The organism is Novosphingobium mathurense, from assembly GCF_900168325.1.
In the GTDB taxonomy this organism is placed as follows: domain Bacteria; phylum Pseudomonadota; class Alphaproteobacteria; order Sphingomonadales; family Sphingomonadaceae; genus Novosphingobium; species Novosphingobium mathurense.
Map to the genome: position 1 here is coordinate 1 of NZ_FVZE01000013.1, position 22886 is coordinate 22886.

Here is a 22886-nt window from a genome sequence, read left to right on the forward strand (position 1 = left end):
CGCTTGGAACAAGCTCGTCGATCAGCCCTGGCGCATCATGTCCATCGGAATGCGCCAATGGGCACATGGGTACTGATCAATGCACCTTGGTATAACATGTCTTGCCGCAGCGAAATTTGGAGGCCTCGAGCAGGGGATTTCTCAGCAGAGGTGACATGGCATCAAGAGCGCCGAGATAGATGATGTCCGATGACTTCATCATGTCGGGATTTAGATTTGAAGATGTCGTCGGCTGTAGCGGTACATTTTTGAGGTAAGACGACAGTTTACTGATGGATCCCAGAATATCCGAGCTTACTGCATAGAGGTCATCGTTGATAAAGTAATTCCGATTTTCGGGTGTCTTGTTGAGATGTTCGTAGAATGTATCGACATCTCCAATCGATAGATCCTGAATTACCTCGCTGAATTCGTCTCCATCTTGCGCTCTCTCAAACATGAAATAGTCGCCAATGACGAAGAACGTATGTCTCTTGCTGCTGCTGAAAGGCTGCCAGAGCTTTGAGCGGGCAGGGCCATTGCTTGAGTCAAGGGCGTTGCCGAAATAGAATGAGGCGAACAGCACGTTCACCAGCAATAATATCAGAATGGCAGCAAAAATGAGGCTGGAGCGATGTCGGGCGATCGGCAGCTTGTCTGTCGCTGCCCAGTCATTTTTGCTCTCAACTCCTGGCGTTTTGAGCACAAAAACATATTCACCTGGAGGAATGGTCAGCTGTGCTCCCGACTTGTCAGCATAGAACATGTCGAGCTTCTTGCGCAGCCGATAGACGCCAACCCGGACCCGTGAACCTTGATGTCCAGGCTCGCTCGAGCCTACCCGAAATATTTCTTCGGCAATCTCGGTCTCTTTTGGGCAGCGGCCTTCAATCGATTGCTGCAATAGAAAATCGAAGAGGCGGAGCAGCGTATCCGACCGGTTAGAGGCAATGAAACTGCGGACACGACGCCCTTCGTCCGCCAAGGCCTGGGCCGTATCGGCGGGAACAGAGCTTTCTCCTATCGTCATTTCCCCATCATCGTTCCGCCCCATTGCAACCTTTGCACGCTAGCCGGATTTCAAGCGAAATCAAACATCCATGCCGGTCCTAATGGGGCGGAACCAAGAGTGTTATTTAGCGCCGCCGAATGACACTGTCCCGTCCGGATTGATCACGTCGAGACGATGATCGCAGACATATTCCGGAATGCGATAGTCGGGGTTTCGCTTGTACTCCCACCTGAAAGTATAGGGCTTCTGCAGATATTCCGGATCCTCGACAGAAACATCGAGCCGCAGCTTATCCGGACCGATGAGTTGATAATGCTCTGTCACCGTCATCGCATCGCTATGGGGAATGTCGTAGAATTTGACGCTCTGTTGTACGCCGCGCGTCTGGACGACCAAGGTATCACCTTCCCAATGGGCCGAGGAAAATCCGTAATATGACGGCGCTAGATCGTCTGGCTCGGGGAAGGGCGCATTCATATAGATGCGACGTGTCTGCATGAAAAGCTCGGCAAGGACGGTAATCTGGCCTGGATTCTGCAGAATCTGGATGGGGTAAATGGCCTCCATGATGCCGGGCGTGCCTTCCGGAAGGCATTGTGTGCTGGCGTCGACAAGTGGCGTGCCAGCCTTGAGCATTGCCTGGCGCTTTTCCTGCAGGGCCTTCCATTCACTTGCGTAGGGCTCTTTGAGGTCTGGGCCGCCGCCCGGGGGAGGGACCAGCTTCGTTTCGTCGCCATCATCGTCGAACGGAAAGGGATCGCGCTCCCATACACCGGTTATGTTGGGTTCCGCTTGGACACCGGCAGCCTTCGTGGCCTGGTCCGAAGCCGGAGAAGCAGCCATCGCCACCTGATTTGCCCCGCCCAACGCCAGGGCAGAACATAGGGCAAGGCTTGCGATTTCTTTGAAGTTCATCAGACCCCTCGATCCTGTTATCGTGTCAGAAAATTAATCTTCATTTCAACAGCTAGTATTCCGGCTGCAAATGGCTGATCAGGCCTGCGGCCGGAAAGCGTATCACCATGCATCCAGCTTCTTGCCGCCGCCCAGGGTTGCGACCTTGAGCGCTCCGCCCGGCTTTCCGTTTCTCAGCGGGAAGTAGGAAATGTCGATCTTGTCGCCGGCCTTGAGCGTATTAAACTTCCAGCCAGCTTGCTTCATGTTGGAGGGGCTGTTGCATTCCAGGGCAAACGTCTCCGTGCCGCTTTTCACGACCACGTAGACATGCGGATTTGCCCATTGAAATTGTACGACAGTCACGCCCTTGCGATCAGTGGTTTTTGTCTGATCGAACATCGCAAAAGAATGGTGCGCCATGGCAGGCAGGCTGACCGTGAGGAGGCCTGCAGCAAGAACGGAAGCGCACGTTTTGAGTCTATTCATTCAAGAAACTCCTGTCTTCGACAAACGATCGCGCCGAAGTTTGTCAAGTTTTTGATCGATCGCATTCCGGTCTGCCGGTCAATCGACCTGCCGGTCGCCGGGAATGATTCTGGCTTGCGGGGTCCGGCGGTAGCGATGTGCTATCCAATCTAGTCCTGCGCGGTAGGGGTCGAAAGTGCGAAGCGGTCGTGAAACCGTTAATCAACGCGCAGATCGTTTGCGTCGCGCCGAAGGGCTTGCGGATTCTGGCCGAAATTCCCGATGCTTCCTGCCAGATTTTTACAGGTCATCGCGTCCAGGAGGGCGCTGCGGCGGCCCCATAAATTAACGTAACGCGTCGAAACGAAACGTTTCCGAACAGTTTCAGGGGCCGGTCTGATATTTACTTCGATGCAACAAACTGCGCCAATACGACGGCAGCGTTGCTTATGATGAACTATGCGCGGCGCTGTCGATCTGGGTGAAATCTGACAGTTCGCAGTCGGTTTTGGCTGGTTCGGGCGGACTTGAAACAGGGATTTCCAATGCTGCTGCCCGACTGCCGAAAGGGGCCGGATGGCCGCTGATCGGTGCGAACGGTCATAAGAAGCATACACAGGGAAATGTGGAGGAATATGACAAACTTGAAAGCTTGGCCGGTACAGCTTGAAGGCGGCGCTACACCAGTAACAGTTTCGCGACTGGCGTCCTATGGCGCGCTTCTCCTTGCAGGATCTGCTTTCGTGCTCCCTGTAAGTGCTGCCCATGCGCAGGATAGTGGCGCGCAAAAGGGCGGGTATCAGGAGCCCATCGAGATGGACGAGATCATCGTTTCGGCTCGCCGCAAGGACGAGAAGCTGATCGATGTTCCCGCTTCGATCACAGCCTATTCCTCCGACTTCCTGAAAACCCAGAACATTCAGAATTTCACGGACTATGCCACCCGCATTCCCAATCTGAGCTTCCAGTATGGCTTGGGTGGGGACCTGCTTTGGGGCGGCAGCCGTGAAACCACGATCCGTGGTGTCGCCGGCTCCGGGACGACGGCCTATTATATCAATGACACGCCGGTCCCTTCGTCGGTCAGCCCGCTGACCCTCAACCTCGACCGCATCGAAGTGCTTAAAGGTCCTCAGGGGACACTGTTTGGCGCAAGTTCGATGGGCGGGAACCTGCGGTTCATCACGCGCAAGCCTTCGTTGACCGAGAATTCGGGCGCGGTCCAGGTTCAGGGAGGCGGCACCAAGCTCGGTGGCTTTGACTTCGATGGAAACGCCCAGGCCAATTTCATTCTGGTGCCTGATCGGATCGCGCTTGATGTTGCCTTCGGCTACACGCGTGAGTCCGGCTTCATTACGAGGCGGTTTCCCGGAGAGTCCGGTGAGCTGATCTCCAAAAAGGGGCAAGGGCGCAACGACATCGCGACAGGGTCGGTGACCTTGCGGGTGAAGCTGACCGATTCGCTTGAGGCAAGCATCAACGGCATCGGGCAGGCGAGCAAACTGCACGGGTTCCCTGCCACTTATTTCCCATTGCCGGGTTACAAGCCGGTTTCCTACACCGTGGATCGCGACCGCGATGTGCAGGAGTATTCGAAAGATCGCTGGGGTATCGGCTCAATCGTTCTGAACTATGCCGGTGAAGGCTTCTCTGTGGTCTCCTCCACGAGCTATTTCGCGCGTCGGATCAAGGAACGGGAGGATAATACAGAGGGAAGCAATCTGTATCTTGCCGAAGCCGAGCCTGATATCGATCTCGGAAATCCGGCCATTTACGGGGATACGAATGCCACGACGCGTCTTTTCACGCACGAGGATCGTCTCACGTTCGATGACGGAGCCATTCTTCCCCATCTGTCGGGCATAGTCGGTGTCTATTACCAGCATGAGTACTTGCGCACGAAGATGCCGCCGGTTCGGATTCCGGGACTTGCGGATGCCGGGATCGAACCCGATTATCTTGGTACTAGTAATCTCGCTAATCACAACAACGATGTGGCTTTGTTCGGCGAGCTCTATTACGAGCTCGTTCCCAAGCTGACCGTCACGGTGGGCCTGCGGAAATACTGGATCCGACAGAAGACCGATGCAGGCGTCGATATGGGCTATCTGTTCCCGCCTGATGGAATTTCCGTCAATCCGGCACTCAAGAATAGCCAGACAGGACTTATCCCCAAGGCTGTTATTTCTTACAAGATCGGTGACCAGGGCAATATCTATGCATCTGCGTCAAAGGGTTTCCGGGTAGGCGGAACAGAGCAGGCTTTGCCCGATATTTGCTCGACCGACCTTGAGAACCTGGGTGTCAATGCGGAAGACTTGCGGCAGTATAAATCCGATACCTTGTGGAGCTACGAGGTTGGCGCCAAGGGCAGTCTGGCAAATGGTCGCCTCAGCGCTTCGGTAGCTGGGTTCCAGATCGACTGGTCCAACATCCAGCAGAGCATCTTCCTGCCGACCTGCACGCTGCCGGTAACGACAAATGCGGGTAAAGCCCGTATTCGCGGTGGTGAGTTCGAGCTGTCGGGCCGCCCCTTCGCCGGAGTACCTTTCACGCTTCAGGTGGGCCTGGGCTATACGGATGGCGTTCTTCAGGAACCGGGTGTGGTTCCACAGGAACCCAACACTCCGCTTCCTCTGGTGCCGAAATGGACGGGTACGATCTCTGGCTATTATGAAGTGCCGCTTGGCGATTCCCTTCAGTTGTTCATGGCTGCGGACTACAGCTACACCAGCTCCGTCAAAGTCTCTGACGGCGACAGCGGGTTTTATACCAGGCAGCCGATCAATATGGTCAACGGCAATATTGGCCTGAGCTTCGGAAACTCCCAGGTCATGGTCTTTGTCAAAAACCTGTTCGATAAGCGGTTGAATTTCGGTAACCAGCCTTCGGCTGGCTTCGAAAGGCAGGAACTGCTTGATGATGGCAGCTATCAGCGCCTGCCGCGCGGCGTTGTCAGCCGGCCACGCCAGATCGGTGTGCAATATCAGCTGAATTTCTGAGATGAGTGAGATCGGGGATGGCTTGGCCATCCCCGATCCTCTTGCTTGTTTTCCTCGCGGGCACAGGCGGCTCGCGGTTGCGTTTGATTGCGCAATTGCACCTGGGGCCTTTGAGCGTCGGTGCCGGCGCGCACGTGCGGCGCTCGAAGCCTCAATGAGTATGCGCTCATGGCGCACAGTATTCCGGGTTAGGTGAGGGTGACAATCAAGAGGTGGTGGCCTCTTTGGCGTCGCTCGCTATCGTGCCTGTCGCCGTCAGGTGCGGGCATCAGAACAATCAGATCGCCATGCCAATTGGCATTGGCAATTCCATTCGCAGCCTGAACCTCTCCCCGAACGCATCGTTGGTGCAGATCCGGACGGCTCTTACGAGAATTGTCTCGCTGGCTCGGGCGCGGCACGGCGAAAGAGCCTTTTGCCCGGCGATGATACTGTCCGGAGCGATCGGGCCGATTTCCAAACTCTTCGACATCCCCGCAGAGTGGCTACAGCGCTGCGAGAACCTGGTAGCTGAAAGACTGCCGGGCGGCCATTTCTGCGTGGACGAACTCCCCGTTCAAACGCACGAGGCTCTGGCAAGTTTCCTGTGCCGGCGCGACCTGGGGTAAGGCTCGCAAAGAGCTTCCGGCGGTGCAAGATCGGGGAGGGGCTGTATCGATGCTCGATCCGCTGTGAAGGTGGGATTCGCACGCAAGATAGCAGAACGCTCGGCACTCGTGGCGATCGTCCTTGGGACAATCCCGGAGGTCATGAATGACGGTGCGGAAGTTCAGGCTGGAGATCCCGTCCTCTGGCGTCTTTTGCTGACTTATCCGGTCCCGCACATGGACTCGTCTCACGGCGCATTCTCTGCGCTCAAGGATGAAGGGGGTGTTGGCTGCCAGGCGTGCGCAGGTGTTTTTGCACCTTGTACCGTTTGCTTTCTTGCTGGTGGCGGCCCGCGCGCTTCTGAATCCTGAATGCAAAATAGCTATTGAACATAGCAAAAAATGGGCGTAAGAATCTCGGCATATTAGGTCGATGTATCCGGCCAGCTTAGGGAGAAGATCCATGGCCACGCCATCACAACCCGATCCGCGTCCTGAAGAGGAAACCGTCCGCTGCGACATCGAGGACGGTGTCGCCTGGGTCTATTTCAACCGCCCGGACAAGCGCAATTGCATGAGCCCCAAGCTCAACCGCCAGATGATGCGCGTGATCGAGGATCTCGAATTTCGCGACGACGTTCAGGTCCTCGTCCTGACCGGTGAGGGCGTTGCTTGGTCGGCGGGCATGGACTTGCTCGAATACTTCCGCATGAACGAGGAAAAGGGCATCGGTGCCATCCGGCAATCCCAGCGGGAGGCTTACGGCTGGTGGGAGCGGCTTCGGTGGTACGAGAAGCCGACGGTCGCGATGGTCAACGGCTGGTGCTTCGGCGGCGGCTACGGTCCGCTCTTCGCCTGCGATCTGGCTTTCTGTGCGCAGAGCGCGCAGTTCGGCCTGTCCGAGATCAACTGGGCGATCCTACCCGGCGGCGGGGCGAGCAAGGTTGCGGCCGAACTCCTCAGCTTCCGCAAGGCGATGTACCATGCGATGATGGGTGAGAACCTGACCGGCGAGCAGGCGGCCGAATGGGGCCTCGTCAATGAGTGCCTCCCGGACGACAAGCTCAAGGCTCGCGTGCAGGAAGTCTGCGACAGTCTGAAGAAGAAGGACACCAATGCCCTTCGTGCCACCAAGTGGGCGATCCGGCGGGTGCGCGAGATGACTTACGATAACGCCGAGGACTATCTCGTGCGCGCGCAGGAAGCCCTGAACGATTTCGGCGGAAAGCAGAGCCGCAAGGAGGCGACCCGCCAGTTCCTGGACGAGAAATCGTACAAGCCGGGGCTTGGTGCCTTCGACAAGAGCAAGCTGGACCAATAACATATTGGGGAGAGGTGCGAGGCATGCAGCACCCGAAGAATATCGACAGGCTGCTCAGGCCGCGTTCCGTTGCCGTCGTCGGCGCATCGGACAAGCCCGGTGCGCTGGGCGCATCGATGCTGGCCAATCTCGAGCGCAATGGGTTTTCCGGGGCGATCTACCCGATCAACCCGAAACGTAGCGAGATCGGCGGCCGCAAGTGCTACGCGGCGATCGAGGACTTGCCCGAGGGCGTCGATTGCGCGGTACTCGCCATTCCGCGGGCGGGCATTCTTCCGGCGCTGAAGGGGCTGGCCGAACGCGGGATCGGCGCGGCCGTCATCTTCTCGGCCGGTTTCGCCGAAGACGGCGAAGAGGGCCTTGCGGAACAGCGCGAGATTGCCGCGATAGCGGACCGGCACGGCATTGTCGTCGAAGGGCCCAATTGCCTTGGCTGCGTCAATCACGTCGACAAGGTGCCGCTGACTTTCGTCGAAACGCGCTGCCTGCCCCCGCAGGGTCGCGGGATCGCGGTCGTGTCCCAGAGCGGCGCGATGGCTGCGGTGCTGGCGACGATGCTGCAGTCGCGCGAACTGGGTATCAGCTACACCGTTTCGACTGGCAACGAGGCCGCGAGCGGGGTGGAAGACTATCTCGACTGGCTCGTTGACGATGCGCACACCCATGTCGTCGCCATGATCGTCGAGCATTTCCGCAAGCCGCGCGCCTTTCTGCAGGTGGTCGAGCGGTTGCGCGCGGCCGGCAAGGAAGTCGTCCTGCTGCACCCGGGGCGGTCCAGCGCCGCGCGGGAAAGCGCGGCGACCCATACCGGGGCCATGGCGGGCGACTACAAGGTCATGCGCGCGATGGTCGAGCAGGCAGGGGTCATCATGGCGGAGACCCTCGAAGAGCTGGCCGACGTTTCCGAGATCGCGGTGCGCTCGCCGGGCCTGCCGGAAGCGGGGGCAGCGGTGCTGGGCGAATCCGGTGCGTTCAAGGCGCTTACGCTCGACCTCTCCGAAGAACTGGACCTCTCATTGGCGCCGCTTGGCGATGCCGATAGTCCTGCACTCCGGGCTGCCTTGCCCGAGTTCGTTCCGGTCTCCAATCCGCTCGACATCACGGCCATGGGGCTGTCGCAGCCGCAGATCTATACCGAGACCATCGCGGCGCTGCTGGCAGACGAGCGCGTCGGCGCCATCCTGGTCGGGCTGATCCAGACCGATCCGACGACCTGTGCCTTGAAGTTTCCTGCCGTGCTCAAGGCTCTCGAAGGGCGAAAGAGCGGCAAGGCCGTTGTATTCGCGGGGCTGGACGAAGGTGCAGAAGTGCCTCGCGAGTGGCTTGAGCGGTTGCGCTCTGCCGGCATTGCCTGCTTCCCGAGCACGGAACGTGCCTTGCGGGCGATAGCACGGCTGACCCATCGCCCGGTGCAAGGCAGTGACAAACCGGCAGATCCCTTGCCCCTTGCCGTACTGGAAGCGGGTACGATCCCCGAATATCGCGCCAAGCAGATGCTGACCGCTGCAGGGATTGCCTTTCCCGAGGGGCGCTTCGCAGCCAGCGCCGACGAAGCCGTGGCAGCCGCTGTGGCCCTTGGCGGGCGTGTCGCGATGAAGGCGCAGGCTTCGGCTCTGGGGCACAAGAGCGATGCCGGCGGGGTCAGGCTGGGGCTTGAGGGCGAGGCTGCGGTTCGCGAGGCATGGGCGACGATGCACGAGGCCGTGGCGGCCTACGATCCCTCGATCGCGCTGGATGGCGTTCTGATCGAAGCCATGGGGCGGCCGGGCACGGAGATGATCGTAGGTGCCAAGCGCGATCCCGAATGGGGCGCGGTGGTCCTGGTCGGCTTCGGCGGCGTGACTGCGGAAGTCCTCGGCGATGTCACGCTGATCACCCCGGGTGAGAGTGTCGAAGCGATCGCCGCTGCCATTCAGGGGCTTGCCCAGGCACCCCTGCTGCGCGGCTTTCGCGGCAGCCCACCGCGTGATGTTGCGGCCTTGGCGCGCCTCGTCGAGACGGTCGGCAGGGTCATGCAGGGCAACGATCGCATCCTGGAGATCGATCTCAATCCCGTCATGCTTTACGAGGAAGGACAGGGGCTGTCAGTGCTCGATGCGCTGATGCTGGTTGCTTAAGGTGGCGAGGGGGCGATCAGGTGTCGCTATGCCAGATCGCCCTTAGCGCAGGAGCCAGATGCTCGCGATGTTCAGCGGGGATTCGTTCCATCAGATCCGTCTCGAACCGGTCGAGAATCGCGTTGGCCTCGATCATGATGGTCTCGCCGGCGGCCGTCAGATGCAGCCCGTGCGACTTGCCGTCGAGCGGAACCTTCTCGATCAGTCCACGTTCTTCGAGACGCCGCAGCAAGGGCACCATGTTCGCGCTCTTGATGTCGAGGACGCGGCCGATGTGGCTGGCTATCACGTTGGGTTCGGCTTGGATCATCAGCATGACCGAGGCATCCACCTGACGCAGGTCGAGCACGGAAAGGCGATCGTTGAGATCGCTCATCGCCGCTGCCGCAGCGCGCTTCAGCTGGTAACCTGGCCGGATTTCCAGCGGGTCGGTGACGTCATCTGCCACGTTGTCGATATCTCCCTGCACATGGCGTCAAGTCTTGGTGTTAAAGCTCGTTCACAACGAAGCAATCACTGTCAAGCCGGGCAACTGCCATTTATCCTTGTGCTTGCAGAATATTGCTATATAAGATAGCTATAAATAAGAATAGTGGGCGGGCGCAGAAATTGCGCGTCATCGGGCGGAAAAGCCCGAATTAGAGGGAGCAGGGCATGCGAGTGCATTCAAAAATCATGCGTGGAGTCTATGCGGCGTCGACGTGCTTGACGTTGGCGGCAGTCGGGCTGTCCACACCCGCGTTGGCTCAGGAAGGCGACGCGGAAGCACAGGCCAGGAGAGATCAGGCCGCCGGGAACATCATCGTCGTTACCGCCAGGCGGCGTGAGGAAAGCCTGCAGGAAACGCCGGTCGCGATCACGGCACTCTCCGCCGAAATGCTGGCAAGCCGGCAGATCCAGCAGACCCAGGACCTTGAGCGGGTTACCCCCAGCCTGCAGTTCAAATCCGCTGGTCAGCTCTCGGGCAACAGCGCGGCTACTGTCGTTTTCATTCGTGGCATTGGCCAGCTGGACCCGACCGCCGCGGTCGATCCGGGCGTCGGCATCTACATCGACGAAGTCTACGTCGGCCGGGCCGTCGGCGGGGCCATCGACTTCGGAGACATCGCCGGTGTCGAAGTGCTGCGCGGGCCGCAGGGCACGCTGTTCGGTCGCAACACGATCGGCGGCGCCATCCTCGTACGCACCAAGCAGCCGGTGCTTGGCGAATTCAGCGGCAAGGGCCGTGTGCGGATCGGCAACGACGACCTGCGCGAGGGCTTCGCAGCGCTCAACCTGCCGTTGGGTGAAACGGTCGCGGCACGCGTTTCGGGCGGTTTCCGCAAGCGTGACGGCTATGTCACGCGCGTCTTCGACGGACGCGATCTGGGCAATGACAATTCCTGGAGCCTAGGTGGCTCGATCAAGTGGGAGCCGTCGAGCGATTTCGACCTGTTCATCCGTGGCGATTACAACAAGCGCGATGAGAACGGCGCGCCGTTCGTATTCGCAGGGATCAACGAGAATGCACCGGTTCCGGCCATTGTCAGTGTCGGGGCCGGCTGTCCGGGGGCAACCATTCCCTTCGCGCCGGTGACCCCCGGAGATCCGCGCTTCGGCGCACCATTCGTGCCATCGATTGACGATTCACGATGCGCCAATGACTATCAGGCGCTGGGCAAGTTCACCAATGGCGGTACCGCACCGGTCACCAGCACTTCGGAAATCTGGGGTCTGGCCGCGACCGCACGGGCGACCCTGTCGGACTGGTTGAGCTTCAAGACGATCACGTCCTATCGCAAGACGAAGTCGCGCGGCGTGCGTGATGCCGACAATACGCCGTTCGACATTCTGACCACCGACCTCACCACCAGCTCCGAGCAGTTCAGCCAGGAGTTCCAGTTCCAGCTCGATTTCGATCGGCTGAACATGATCGTGGGTGGCTTCTACTACAATGAGAAGAGCTTCGAGCGGGCCACGGTGCTGCTGGCTTTCCCGCCATCGCCGCCGGTCATTTCCTCGGTGCTTGCCGGTGGGCCGGGCAGCCGCGACCTGCAGCTCTCGGACCTCAAGACGGACTCGGTCGCAGGTTTCGGTGAAGTCTCCTACGAACTGACCGACGATCTCGAAGTGTCGGTCGGCGCGCGCTACACCAAGGACAAGAAGTCCTATATCGGCAACGTCAGCAGCCTGTTCCCCGCAACGCTGCCGGACCCCGATCCGCTTCCGACCGAGGCGATCCCCGATGGCGGGCCGCTCTACATCTATTATCGTCCCTATCGGAAGAGCTTCTCGGCGCTGACCGGTTCGGCGAGCATTCGCTACAATGTTGCGCCCTGGCTGAGCACATATGTCTCCTACGCCAACAGCTTCAAGTCGGGCGGGTTCAACACCCGCTACAACGCGCCGCCGGCGGGCTTTGTGCCGGTGCCCTTCGATGAGGAGAAGGTGACCAGCTACGAAGTGGGCGCAAAGTTCGATCTGGGCGACGTCCGCTTGAACCTTGCCGCCTTCCGCGCCGACTACAAGGACATCCAGCTCATCTTCCGCCAGGGCCCGGTGCCGCTGCTGTTCAATGCGGGCAAGGCGCGCATGCAGGGCTTCGAGGCTGAATTCAGCTATCACACGGCCTGGGGCCTGCAGATCGACGCGGGGCTGAGCCACCTCGACGACCAGATCCGCTCGGTTACCGCAATCCCCGGCGCAACCGCGACGATCGCGCCGGGTGACGAACTGCCGCTCACGCCCTCGTTCCAGGGCAACCTGGGCATCGGTTACGAAGTCATGCTGGGCAACTGGAGCCTGACCCCGCGCGTGGACGTCAGCTACCAGACCAAGACGACCTTCATCACCGGTAGCGTGCCCGAGATCGAACAGGGCGACTATGCGGTCACCAATGCATCGATCACGCTGGCGCAGGACGGCAAGGGGCTCACGGTCCAGGCCGGTGTCCAGAACCTGTTCAATGAACACTACAAGGTTCAGGGCAATGCCTCGCTTGCGACGCTGGGCTATGCCGAAGTGATCTACGCCCGGCCGCGTGCCTGGTACATGCAGGTCGGCTATGAATTCTGATCATTCCCTGACTGGCGGTCTCTCCTGATCGCCGCGGCCCGGTATCCTGCCTGCACGGCAGGACCGGGCCATTCTTTTTTGTTTCGAGGACACGTTCGATGGAATTTCAGCGCATCAATCCCATGACCGGCAAGGTCGCTACGACCGCCAAGGCGATGCAAGCGGAAGAGATGGCAGCCATCGCGGCCAGTGCGGCTGCCGCGCAGCCGGAGTGGGGGCAGATGGGCCCCAGCGCCCGTCGCGCGGTTCTCAGCCGCGCTGCCGACGCTCTCGAAGCCCGGGCGGATCGGTTCGTGGACGCCATGATGGGCGAAATCGGCGCGACCGAGGGCTGGGCCCGGTTCAACGTCATGCTGGCCGCGGGCATGGTGCGTGAAGCCGCCGCCCTGACGACGCAGATCTCAGGTGAGGTTATCCCGTCGGACAAGCCGGGCTGCCTGGCCATGGCCGTGAAGGAGCCGGTCGGCGTCATTCTTGGCATTGCTCCGTGGAATGCCCCGGTGATCCTTGGCGTGCGTGCCATTGCGGTGCCGCTCGCCTGCGGCAATGCCGTCATCTTCAAGGCGAGCGAGACCTGCCCGGAGACGCACCGGCTGATCGTCGAAGCCTTCGCCGAAGCCGGATTTCCCGAAGGGCTGGTCCAGTGCGTGACCAATGCGCCGGCAGATGCCGGAGACGTCGTGGGCGCGCTCATCGATGCCCCTGAAGTACGCCGCATCAATTTCACCGGATCGACTGCGGTAGGCCGGATCATTGCCAAGCGCGCAGCCGAACACGTCAAACCCTGCCTGCTCGAACTGGGCGGCAAGGCTCCGTTCATCGTGCTGGAAGACGCCGATTTGGACGAGGCAGTGAAGGCGGCGGCCTTCGGTGCGTTCATGAACCAGGGCCAGATCTGCATGTCGACTGAACGCATCATCGTCGTCGATGCCGTGGCCGATGAATTCGCGCAGCGCTTCGCGGCCAAAGCCGCCTCGATGGCCGTGGGCGATCCGCGTGAGGGCAAGACCCCGCTCGGTGCCGTGGTGGATCGCAAGACGGTCGACCATTGCCTTGGCCTGATCGAGGACGCCGTCTCCAAGGGCGCCCGGCAGCTGGTCGGCGGCGATGCGCAAGGCGTGCTGATGCCGGCCCATGTTATCGATGGGGTCACCCCCGATATGAAACTGTTCCGCGATGAAAGCTTTGGGCCGGTCGTGGGGATCGTACGGGCACGTGATGCCGACCATGCCGTCGCGCTTGCCAATGACAGCGAATACGGCCTGTCCTCTGCCATATTCACGCGCGACATTCCGCGCGGGTTGCATCTGGCCCGGCAGGTGCGTGCAGGGATCTGTCACGTCAACGGACCGACCGTGCATGACGAACCGCAGATGCCCTTCGGTGGGGTCGGCGCATCGGGCTATGGCCGGTTCGGCGGCAGGCAGGGAATTGACAGCTTCACGGAAACTCGCTGGATCACGGTGGATACCCAGGACGGTCACTACCCGATCTGAGCCGCTGCTACCTGCAAGGTGGCCGAACGAGACGGATAACAGGACCAGCCCCGGGCGGGAGAGAGACTTAGATGGCAACAGGCGTAACCGATCCGCGCGAGATCGTCGATTCCGGGAGGATGACCTGGCGACAGATCGTCGTCGTGGCCTTGTGCGTGCTGCTAAACGGGCTGGACGGCTTCGACGTTCTCTCGATCAGCTTTGCCGCACCGGGGATCGCTTCGGACTGGGGCGTGGACCGCGCAGCGCTGGGGATCATCCTCTCGATGGAACTGATCGGCATGTCGGTCGGCTCGATCCTGCTCGGCATGGTGGCCGACCGCGTGGGCCGCATTCCCATCGTGATCGTCAGTCTGCTCGTCATGGCCACAGGCATGACGGCCGCGGCGTTGGCCAGCGGGATCGTCGAACTGGCGGTTATCCGCCTGATCACCGGGCTCGGGATCGGCGGCATGTTGGCCTGTACCAACGCCATCGTCGCCGAAGCGTCGAATGCGCGCTATCGTTCGGCTGCCGTCGCGATCATGGCGGCGGGCTATCCGCTGGGAGCGATCGTCGGCGGTGCCATCGCATCCAGCCTGCTTGTCGACGGAACCTGGCGCGACATCTTTTGGCTGGGCGCGGGCATGACCATCGTCTTCCTGCCGATCGTCCTGCTGGTCCTGCCGGAATCGATCGATCTTTCCATGCGTCGGTTCGGCCCGGAACGGGCGCTGGACAAGGTCAACAAGTCGCTGCGGCGGCTGGGGCACCGGGTTGTCGAGATGGTGCCGCCGGTCGAAGTCGTGGCCAAGGCAGACCGGGCCGGGCTGTTCAAGGGCGACATGCGCCGCGTCACGATCCTGCTGACCGTGGCCTACTTTTTCCACATGACCGCGTTCTATTTCATCCTCAAGTGGATCCCCAAGATCGTGGTCGACCTCGGTTTCGAGCCTTCCGCAGCGGGCGGTGTCCTCGTCTGGGCGAACGTGGGCGGCATGACCGGATCGCTCCTGTTCAGCGTACTGGCAACGCGCATGCCGCTGCGCAGGCTGATGATCGCGATCCTTGTGCTCAGTTTCGTGATGATCGCGGCATTCGGCCTGACTTCCGGCGGCCTCGATCCCCTGAAGCGGGCGGCGGCGATTGCCGGGTTCTTCTCCAACGCCGCCGTCGTGGGCCTCTATGCCCTGATCGCGGCAGCCTATCCTGCGCAGTTGCGGGCAGGGGGGACCGGCATCGTCATCGGCATAGGGCGCGGCGGCGCGGCCCTTGGGCCGGTCGTGGCCGGGTTCCTGTTCGCCAGCGGTTTCGGCCTGCCTCTGGTGGCAGCTGCCATCGGTCTTGGTTCGATCGTCGCGGCATTCGCGATCCTTGGCCTGCCACTGGAGCGGCCGGTCGCACGCGGGCTTGCAGGCAAGTCGGCGCGCGGGGCCGGCTAGGCGCAACCGGATCGTGGACCGCGTGTGCATAGCGGGGTTTGCGATCTATCCATTGGGGCCGGGATGGCGCAGGGTGGGGCCATGCTACGCACTCTGTATTCCCCCATCGAACCTTACGAAACCGGCATGCTCGATACGGGAGAAGGCCATACCATCTATTATGAGCGCTGCGGTACGCCGGGAGCCAAGCCCGCCGTGTTCGTACATGGAGGGCCCGGCGGCGGCATAGCGCCCGCGCATCGCTGCCTGTTCGACCCCGAGCTGTACGATGTGTTGCTCTTCGACCAGCGCGGCTGCGGCAGGTCGACGCCCCATGCGGGCCTTGAGGACAACACGACCTGGCATCTGGTGGCCGATATCGAGAGGCTGCGCGCGCTTGTCGGCGCCGAGCAGTGGCTCGTCTTCGGCGGGTCCTGGGGTTCGACCCTCGGGCTGGCCTATGCGCAGACCCATCCCGAACGGGTAAGCGAACTGGTCCTGCGCGGCATCTACCTGTGTTCGAAGCCGGAGCTCGACTGGTTCTACCAGTGCGGCGTCTCGCAGATGTTCCCGGACAAGTACGAGCGCCTGATCGCTCCCATCCCCGAGGCGGAGCGCGGCGACATCCTGCGGGCCTACCATCGTCGCCTGACGACGGGGCCGATGGAGGACCGGATCGCGGCCGCCCGGACCTGGAGCATGTTCGAAGGAGAAACGATTACGCTGCTGCCCGACCCGGCGATGTCCGCGCAGCATGACGACGGCCATTTCGCTCTGGCCTTCGCCCGGCTGGAGACGCATTACTTCGTCAACGCGTGCTGGCTCGAGCCGGGGCAGCTGCTGCGCGATGCGCACAAGCTCGGGCAAATCCCGGGCACGATCGTCCACGGTCGCTACGACATGCCGTGTCCGGCCCATTATGCCTGGGCGCTGCACAAGGCATGGCCGGAGGCCGACTTCCACCTCATCGAAGGGGCGGGGCACGCCTATTCCGAACCGGGAATTCTCGACCGGCTCATCCGCGCGACCGACCGGTATGCCGGAAAGCGGGCGGACTAGCAGGCAAAAGCCGGGACTTGTCCGAGCTAGGCCGAATGAGCGTCGCGAGTTGCCGGATCGCGAAGGTGCGAGGCCAGCGCGGCAAGGTCCGATGCGAAGTTCGCTTCCTCGCGTTCTCGCGCCGCGCCGTCGAGCCGCAGCAGGTAGCTGGGATGTGCCGTCAGCAGAAAGGGAACGCCATCGGGCAGTGACAGCAGGCGTCCGCGTTCGCGGCCGATGGACGGCGTGCGTCCTGTAAGACCGCGAACGGCGCTGGCGCCGAGCGCCAGGACGATGCGGGGGTGCACCAATGCACGCTCCTTATCCAGCCACCAGCGGCAGGTGTCGATCTCTCGCGCGGTCGGGTTCTGGTGCAGGCGCTGCTTGCCCCGCGCGGTGAACTTGAAATGTTTGACGGCATTGGTGACGTAAGCGTCCTGCCTGTCAATTCCGGCGGCTGCGAGATGGGCATTGAGGACTTCTCCGGCTGGACCGACGAATGGGCGCCCGGCCATTTCCTCGTTGTCTCCCGGCTGCTCGCCCACGATCATCAGGCGGGCACCGGGAGAACCTTCGCCGGGAACTGCCGCAGTCCCGTTGCAGCCGATCTGGCACCGGCGGCACCGCGCGATACCCTCGGCAAGCGCGCCGAGATCGACCGGCGGCTCTTCGGCGAGCAGTTCCGTGCCTTGCGCGATCATCGAGGTCTCGCGCTTTTGCGCGCCGGCGATCAGGTCGGCAATGTCGCGCGCTTCGGGCAGGTTGTGCCAGTAGCGGCGCGGCATCTCCTTGATCATGGCCTTGGTCTTGAGGCGTGCCGGGTTGAAGATCGACCGGTAGTAACCGCGCCAAAGGTCCTCCGCGGCATCGGCGGCGGGGGCCTGAGCGCGCGTGGCTGCAGGGCCGCGCACCAGTTCCGTCCCGTCCCAATGCAGGCTCAGTCGCGGGGTGAGGATGGACCAGTGCTGGTTGGTGAACCGCTCGATGAAGAAGCTTGCGTTGGCAAGCTCGATGCGGTGTTCCGGCTCGAACCACGCGATATAGCGTTCGTCGCCTGTATCGTCATCGACCCGGCGGAAGCGCACGAAAGCGCGCATCTTGTGTATGTCGCGGCGGACGTGCTGGGCAAGGCGGCGCAGGTTCGCGACATCGGCGTCGGTGGTGTCCTCGATCAGCCGTGGGTGCTTCTGCAACCGCCAAAGCGTGCGATAGAGCAGATCGAGCCGCGACGGATCGCTGTGCATGAAGACACTGGTCGCCAGGCTCAGAAAGGCGCGCGAGGCGCGCACCGGGACGGACGAAGCTTCCGGAAGACCGGAACTGCGCGGCGCGGTATGTTCGGCGAGCGAGAACAGGTCGGCGCTGTCCTCGCCTTCGCTCCAGGCGATCTCCTCTGGCGGGATGCCGCGCGCAACGGAGGCGCGGGCCATGTCGCGCCACGCGTCGAAATCGTCCGGATCCTCCAGCCGCGCGCCGATCATCCGAAGAGTTCCATCTGGCGCGGCTTGGGGGCCAGGCGCGCGCGCAGGTCTGCCAGATCGAGCATGGCGACGGGGCGCCAGTCGCTCGTCACGACGAAGGGACGCAGCTTGCGCAGGGAATTGGTGACGCGGGCAAGATCGTCCAGCCTGATCGAACGATGGCGGCGTGCGCCCAGCAGGGCATCCACGGCCTTTACGCCCAGACCCGGCACCCGCAGCATCGCCTCGCGCGGCGCGCGGTTGAGATCGATGGGGAAGCGGTCTCGGAACTTGAGCGCCCAGGCCAGCTTGGGATCGATGTCGAGCGGCAGCATTCCGTTCGCATCGGCCGCTTCGCTGACTTCGTGCGGGGCGAAACCGTAGAAGCGCGTCAGCCAGTCGGACTGGTAGAGGCGATGTTCGCGCATCAGGGGCGGTCGCTGCAGGGGCAGGACCGCACTGGCATCGGGAATGGGGCTGAAGGCCGAATAATAGACGCGGCGCAGGCCGAACCGGCCATAGAGCCTGCTCGCCTTGTCGATGATCTGCGTGTCCGATGTGCCATCGGCGCCGACGATCATCTGCGTGGATTGGCCTGCCGGCGCGAAGCGCGGAGCGGAGCGGTATTTGCGCCGGGCGTCGCGTGCATCGACGATGCGGCTGTGCAGACCGCCCATGGCGCCTTCGATGCGCGGGGCGTTCTTGTCGGGAGCGAGCCGGGCGAGGCTGGCCGCCGTGGGCAGTTCGACGTTGATCGAGACGCGGTCCGCCCAAATTCCGGCCTCGGCGACGATCTCGGGATCGGCCTCGGGGATCGTCTTGAGGTGGATGTAGCCGCGGAAATCGTGGACCTCGCGAAGCGTGCGCGCCACGCGCACGATCTGCTCCATCGTATGATCCGGGCTGCGCACGATGCCGGAACTGAGGAACAGCCCTTCGATGTAGTTGCGGCGATAGAACGACAGAGTGAGGTCGACCACTTCCTCGGGCGTGAAACGTGCGCGTTCGACGTTCGAACTCTTGCGGTTCACGCAGTAGTGGCAATCGAAGATGCAGTGGTTGGTCAGCAGCAGCTTGAGCAGCGAAATGCAGCGACCGTCCGGCGCATAAGCATGACAGATGCCCATGCCGCCCGACGTCGAGCCCACGCCGCGTCCGTTCCTGCTGTTCCGCTCGACCGAGCCCGACGACGCGCACGAGGCGTCGTACTTGGCTGCGTCGGCCAGGATTTCGAGGCGCCCGAGAATCGAGGTCTTTTGCATGCGTTCTTATTATGTTCTCGCCACATCCTTTGCAATGCTGCAGGCTTGCGGAAGCCGTCCCTATGCGACGAAGCGAGGACGGCTGGGCTTCAGGCGCTCTCGCTCGCTTGCAGATAGGTCAGGAAGCCGCGTTCGGCCGGCAGCAGCCATCTGGTCTTTCTTGGCAGGCGCTTACTGCACCACGCGGAGCGCGCGTCCTCGTCGCTGACAAGGGCAAAGACTTCGGGGTGAATGTAGGACTTGCGCGCGATTGCCGGGGTATTGGCCAGAACATCGGCGACCATGCCGGCAATCGACTTTATGGTCGGCGGCTCGCGGTCGGTCACGATTGCCTCGAAGGCGGTGACGCTGGCCGCCCAGGTGCGAAAGTGCTTCGCCGTGAAATGCGTGCCCGCCGCTTCGGAGAGGTAGGCGTTTACGTCGCAGGAACTGACCGGCGCAGGGTCTCCCGATTCGTCGAGAAACTGGAAGAGGTGCTGGCCCGGCAGGTCCTGCACCTGACGGATGAAGCGCATGAGGTTGCGGTCGGTAAGGGCCAGTTCGCGTTGCTATCCGGACTTGGCCTTGAAACGCAGGCGAATGGTCTTGCCTTCCAGCCGCAGGTGGCGGTGGCGCAGGGTGGTGGCGCCGAACGTCCGGTTGGCCTTGGCGTAGCACTCGTTGCCAATGCGCAGGGCGGTGGAATCGAGCAGGCGCACGACGCAGGCGAGCGCGCGCTCGCGGTTGATGCGACGCTGTGCCACGTCGGCTTCGACGCGGCGGCGAATGGCGGGCAGGGCCGCGCCGAATTCGCGTAGGCTGTCGAACTTGAGGGCCTCCTGCCGCTCGCGATATTCGGGGTGATAGCGGTATTGCTTGCGCCCGCGCGCATCGATCCCGGTGGCAAGGATGTGCGCGTTCGGATCGAGGCTGTACCAGCAATCGGTGTAGGCGGGCGGCAGCGCTATCGCCTTGAGTCTTTCGATCTCGGCGTGCTCCGCGATCCGCTGGCCCTGCGGGTCCAAGAAGATCCAGCCCTTGCCGCAGGCCCGGCGCGTAATGCCCGGGGCCGTGCAGTCGGCGAAAGTCAGGGCGCTCATGATCGTGGGGGCTCCGCTTCAGGTTCTCCCTGGAGGAACCCGCGGCTGGCCGGTCCGGTTCCGGTCGCTTGCGCCGGGCCGCCCGGGACGGACGGCGCGCCTGCGCCTAGCGGCCGACTTTCATCAGTACACGCCCGAAGGGGTGGCCCTCGGCGACGTGGCGATGCGCGGCGACGGCATCGGACAGGTCGAACTCGGCGTCGATCGGCATCTGCAGGTTGCCTTCCACCATGCGCCGGGCGATGTCGGCGAGGAGGGCATGGGCGCGCTCGGTGTGCATCTCGCGGCCGAAGGAAATGCCATAGACATGCATCGCCTTGCGGATCAGTTCGAAGAACCCGAAGCTGGGCAGGCTGCCGGTAGCGGCGCCGATCACGGCATAGCGGCCATGCGGGCGGATTGCGCCGATCAGGGCATTCTTTCCCTGTCCGCCGGCAAGGTCGAGGATCAGGTCGATCCCCTTGCCCCCGGTGATCTCCTTGCAGCGCGCGGCGATGTCCTCTGTGCGGTAATCAATGCCGTGGTGAAGGCCGAAGGGCACGATTCGCTCCAGCCTTTTGCGGCTGGACGCCGTGCCGATCACGACCGCGCCTGCCTGGCTCGCTAGCTGCACGGCGGCCAGCCCGACACCGCCGGCTGCACCCTGAACCAGAACGAATTCGCCGGGTTGCATCTGTCCGAACTGGAACAGCGAGTCATGCGCGGTTCCGAAGGGTACCGGGATCGTCGCCGCCTGCCGCATATCCAGCCCTTCGGGCACGGGATAGGTGTAGTGTTCGGGCACTGCGAAAAGCTCGGCATGGCTGCCGTGCCAGTCGAAGCCGATGACCTTGTCACCTTCCTTGAAGCGCGTGACCTCGGAGCCGACCGCAAGGACGGTGCCCGCAGCCTGGTACCCGGGTACGAACGGCGTCTCGGGCGGCGGCGTCACCAGCCTGTTGAGCAGGTCGCCGCCTTCGATCGAAACCCATTCGACCGCGATGAGCACGGTCTTGGGGCCGACCTCCGGATCGGGCAGGTCGCCATATTGCATGACCTCCGGCCCGCCGTTTTCGAAGTAGTAGACTGCCTTCATCGCCGTGACGTCCGTTCGCTCGCAGGTCCGTTGAGGTCAGGCCGCGCTTGCCGCTGCCTTGGCCTTCGCCGCGGCATGGAAGGCCGAGGGATCGTAGTAGTAGGGCTTGATTTCGCAGCATTTGCCGTCGCGGAACTTGAAGACCTCGCAGATTTCCGCAGGCGCAAGGTCCGGGTCGGCGAAGCGGATCGAAAGGATGGTTACGGCATTGTCCTTGCCCGCGGTCGTCTCCATGATGTCGAGGCCGGCCACTTCGCACATGCCCATGACTTTCGCATAGAGGTCCTTCAGGGCGTTCTTGCCGCGATAGGCCCCGGCCATCGGCAGGCTGTCCGCCTCGTAGGCGACGAAGTCGTCGGTGAGCATCGAGGAGGCCGTCTCCCAGTCACCGACACCGGTGGCGGCATAAAGATTGTCGACGAAATCGATCATTTCCTGGGGGGTCATGCTCATGGCCTCATTCTCCTCTTCCACCTTTCAGACTGCGTACAAACCCGGGGCTGCGAACCTAGCGTTTGGGATAGCAGCGGGCGTCCGGCCCTGTTCCGGCGAAACCTGCTGCAGATGGAAGGCGTGGTCGACCTAGCGATTCCGCTAGCCTCCCGGTGCGGCTTCGGGCGGCTAAGCAGGAACGATGGGAAAGGTTAGGCAAATATTGCTCGCGCGGCGGCCGGAAGGTATGCCGACGCCTGAAGATTTCGAGATGGCGGAAACCGACATGCCGGTGCCGGGGGATGGGGAGTTCCTCGTCGCCATGCGGGTCGGCTCGCTCGATCCGGCGATCCGCGGTTTCCTGGATGATCGGCCGAGCTACCTGCCACCGGTCGCGCTGGGCGCGCCGGTCAACGGCATGTCGCTGGGCGAAGTGGTGGAGTCCAACAACCCGAAGTATCCCGTCGGCACGCTGGTACGGGCGCTGGGCACCTGGTCGGAATACTTCGTGCTCGACGACAATGCGCTGGGTCTGGAAGTGGTCCACCGGAAGCCCGGGACCGAACTGCATCATTACATGGGCGCGTTGGGCCCCGTAGGGCTGACGGCATGGGTCGGCCTGTTCGCCGTGGGCGAGGCCAAGCGGGGCGAGACCGTCGTCATCAGCGCGGCCGCCGGAGCTACGGGCTCGACCGTGGGACAGATCGCCAAGGCCAAGGGCTGCAAGGTCATCGGTCTCGTCGGTTCCGACGAAAAGGCGCAGGTCATCCGCGACCTGGGCTTCGATACCGCGATCGACTACCGCGCGACGCCCGACATCGCCGGGGAAGTGCGCAAGGCGGCTCCCGAAGGGGTCGACGTCTATTTCGACAACGTCGGCGGCGAGACGCTGGAGGCCATGCTGCCACTCATGCGCACCCACGGGCGTGTGCCGGTGTGTGGAATGATCGGCCAGTACAACGATGCCGACCATCCCTATGGCGTCAAAACCCTGTGGCAGCTCGTGGTGAACCGGATCAGGATGCAGGGCTTCCTGACTTACGATCACCTCGACGTACTTGAACAGGCGCAGGCCGAACTTGACGAATGGGTGGCCCAGGGCAAGCTCAAGCCGCTGGCCAATGTGCGCGATGGATTTGAAAAGCTGCCGGAAGCCTTTATCGACCTGATGTCTGGCCGCACGATCGGCAAGACCATGGTGAGGATTTGA

General features: G+C 62.2%; 18 protein-coding genes and 1 pseudogene. 10 read left to right on the forward strand and 9 right to left on the reverse strand.

The genetic code is table 11. The annotated features are described in order from the left end of the window. Positions 1-76: 76 nt before the first annotated feature. From B5483_RS20875 to B5483_RS20885, 3 genes are all read right to left on the reverse strand, one after another. Positions 77-1009 carry a hypothetical protein gene (locus tag B5483_RS20875; RefSeq protein WP_139384103.1) on the reverse strand — a complete coding sequence of 311 codons (933 nt, stop codon included), beginning with the start codon at positions 1007-1009 and terminating at the stop codon, positions 77-79. A gap of 102 nt (positions 1010-1111) precedes the next feature. After that, positions 1112-1906, reverse strand: a complete 795-nt coding sequence (locus B5483_RS20880) for a hypothetical protein (RefSeq protein ID WP_079731852.1) — start codon at positions 1904-1906, stop codon at positions 1112-1114. Between the two features lie 102 nt (positions 1907-2008). Continuing rightward, complete coding sequence (locus B5483_RS20885; RefSeq protein WP_139384104.1) at positions 2009-2374, reverse strand: DUF6152 family protein; 366 nt, start codon at positions 2372-2374, stop codon at positions 2009-2011. A gap of 460 nt (positions 2375-2834) precedes the next feature. On the opposite strand from B5483_RS20885, the gene B5483_RS23310 reads away from it, so the two are divergent. The 5 genes from B5483_RS23310 (at position 2835) to B5483_RS20905 (ending at position 9380) form a co-directional block, all read left to right on the forward strand. Further along, positions 2835-3023 carry a hypothetical protein gene (locus tag B5483_RS23310; protein WP_176168154.1) on the forward strand — a complete coding sequence of 63 codons (189 nt, stop codon included), beginning with the start codon at positions 2835-2837 and terminating at the stop codon, positions 3021-3023. A 145-nt stretch (positions 3024-3168) separates the two neighbouring features. Next, positions 3169-5355: a TonB-dependent receptor gene (locus B5483_RS20890; RefSeq protein ID WP_245829493.1), complete on the forward strand. Its 2187-nt coding sequence runs from the start codon at positions 3169-3171 to the stop codon at positions 5353-5355. A gap of 224 nt (positions 5356-5579) precedes the next feature. Next, on the forward strand, positions 5580-5963 hold the full coding sequence (locus B5483_RS20895) for a hypothetical protein (protein ID WP_139384105.1): 384 nt from the start codon (positions 5580-5582) through the stop codon (positions 5961-5963). Between the two features lie 442 nt (positions 5964-6405). Continuing rightward, complete coding sequence (locus tag B5483_RS20900) at positions 6406-7263, forward strand: p-hydroxycinnamoyl CoA hydratase/lyase (protein ID WP_054944200.1); 858 nt, start codon at positions 6406-6408, stop codon at positions 7261-7263. A 23-nt stretch (positions 7264-7286) separates the two neighbouring features. Continuing rightward, positions 7287-9380: an acetate--CoA ligase family protein gene (locus B5483_RS20905; RefSeq protein ID WP_079731855.1), complete on the forward strand. Its 2094-nt coding sequence runs from the start codon at positions 7287-7289 to the stop codon at positions 9378-9380. A gap of 16 nt (positions 9381-9396) precedes the next feature. Here the strand turns inward: B5483_RS20905 and B5483_RS20910 are convergent, their stop codons facing one another. Then, positions 9397-9828 (reverse strand): MarR family winged helix-turn-helix transcriptional regulator, encoded by a 432-nt coding sequence (locus B5483_RS20910; RefSeq protein WP_231634344.1) that lies wholly within the window; start codon positions 9826-9828, stop codon positions 9397-9399. A gap of 293 nt (positions 9829-10121) precedes the next feature. Here B5483_RS20910 and B5483_RS20915 point away from each other — a divergent pair, with 293 nt between their 5' ends. The 4 genes from B5483_RS20915 (at position 10122) to pip (ending at position 16389) form a co-directional block, all read left to right on the forward strand. Continuing rightward, positions 10122-12434: a TonB-dependent receptor gene (locus B5483_RS20915; protein ID WP_245829495.1), complete on the forward strand. Its 2313-nt coding sequence runs from the start codon at positions 10122-10124 to the stop codon at positions 12432-12434. Between the two features lie 98 nt (positions 12435-12532). Next, positions 12533-13930 (forward strand): aldehyde dehydrogenase, encoded by a 1398-nt coding sequence (locus B5483_RS20920; RefSeq protein ID WP_079731857.1) that lies wholly within the window; start codon positions 12533-12535, stop codon positions 13928-13930. A gap of 71 nt (positions 13931-14001) precedes the next feature. Next, positions 14002-15351 carry an MFS transporter gene (locus B5483_RS20925; protein WP_079731858.1) on the forward strand — a complete coding sequence of 450 codons (1350 nt, stop codon included), beginning with the start codon at positions 14002-14004 and terminating at the stop codon, positions 15349-15351. An 81-nt stretch (positions 15352-15432) separates the two neighbouring features. Next, the gene (gene pip, locus B5483_RS20930; protein ID WP_079731876.1) at positions 15433-16389 is read left to right on the forward strand and encodes a prolyl aminopeptidase; all 957 of its coding nucleotides are present in this window, start codon (positions 15433-15435) and stop codon (positions 16387-16389) included. A gap of 26 nt (positions 16390-16415) precedes the next feature. Here pip and B5483_RS20935 read toward each other — a convergent pair whose 3' ends face one another. The 5 genes and pseudogenes from B5483_RS20935 to B5483_RS20955 form a co-directional block, all read right to left on the reverse strand. Further along, complete coding sequence (locus B5483_RS20935; RefSeq protein WP_079731859.1) at positions 16416-17849, reverse strand: UdgX family uracil-DNA binding protein; 1434 nt, start codon at positions 17847-17849, stop codon at positions 16416-16418. Further along, positions 17846-19090 (reverse strand): putative DNA modification/repair radical SAM protein, encoded by a 1245-nt coding sequence (locus B5483_RS20940; RefSeq protein WP_054948246.1) that lies wholly within the window; start codon positions 19088-19090, stop codon positions 17846-17848. Before B5483_RS20940 ends, B5483_RS20935 begins: the two co-directional genes overlap by 4 nt. Before the next feature lie 89 nt (positions 19091-19179). Then, positions 19180-20169, reverse strand: a pseudogene (locus B5483_RS20945) (DNA topoisomerase IB). 106 nt (positions 20170-20275) lie between these two features. Further along, positions 20276-21244: a quinone oxidoreductase family protein gene (locus B5483_RS20950; RefSeq protein ID WP_079731860.1), complete on the reverse strand. Its 969-nt coding sequence runs from the start codon at positions 21242-21244 to the stop codon at positions 20276-20278. A gap of 36 nt (positions 21245-21280) precedes the next feature. Beyond that, complete coding sequence (locus B5483_RS20955) at positions 21281-21697, reverse strand: nuclear transport factor 2 family protein (RefSeq protein WP_342743702.1); 417 nt, start codon at positions 21695-21697, stop codon at positions 21281-21283. A gap of 226 nt (positions 21698-21923) precedes the next feature. Between B5483_RS20955 and B5483_RS20960 the strand changes: the two genes are divergently transcribed. Continuing rightward, positions 21924-22886, forward strand: a complete 963-nt coding sequence (locus B5483_RS20960) for an NADP-dependent oxidoreductase (RefSeq protein ID WP_245829497.1) — start codon at positions 21924-21926, stop codon at positions 22884-22886.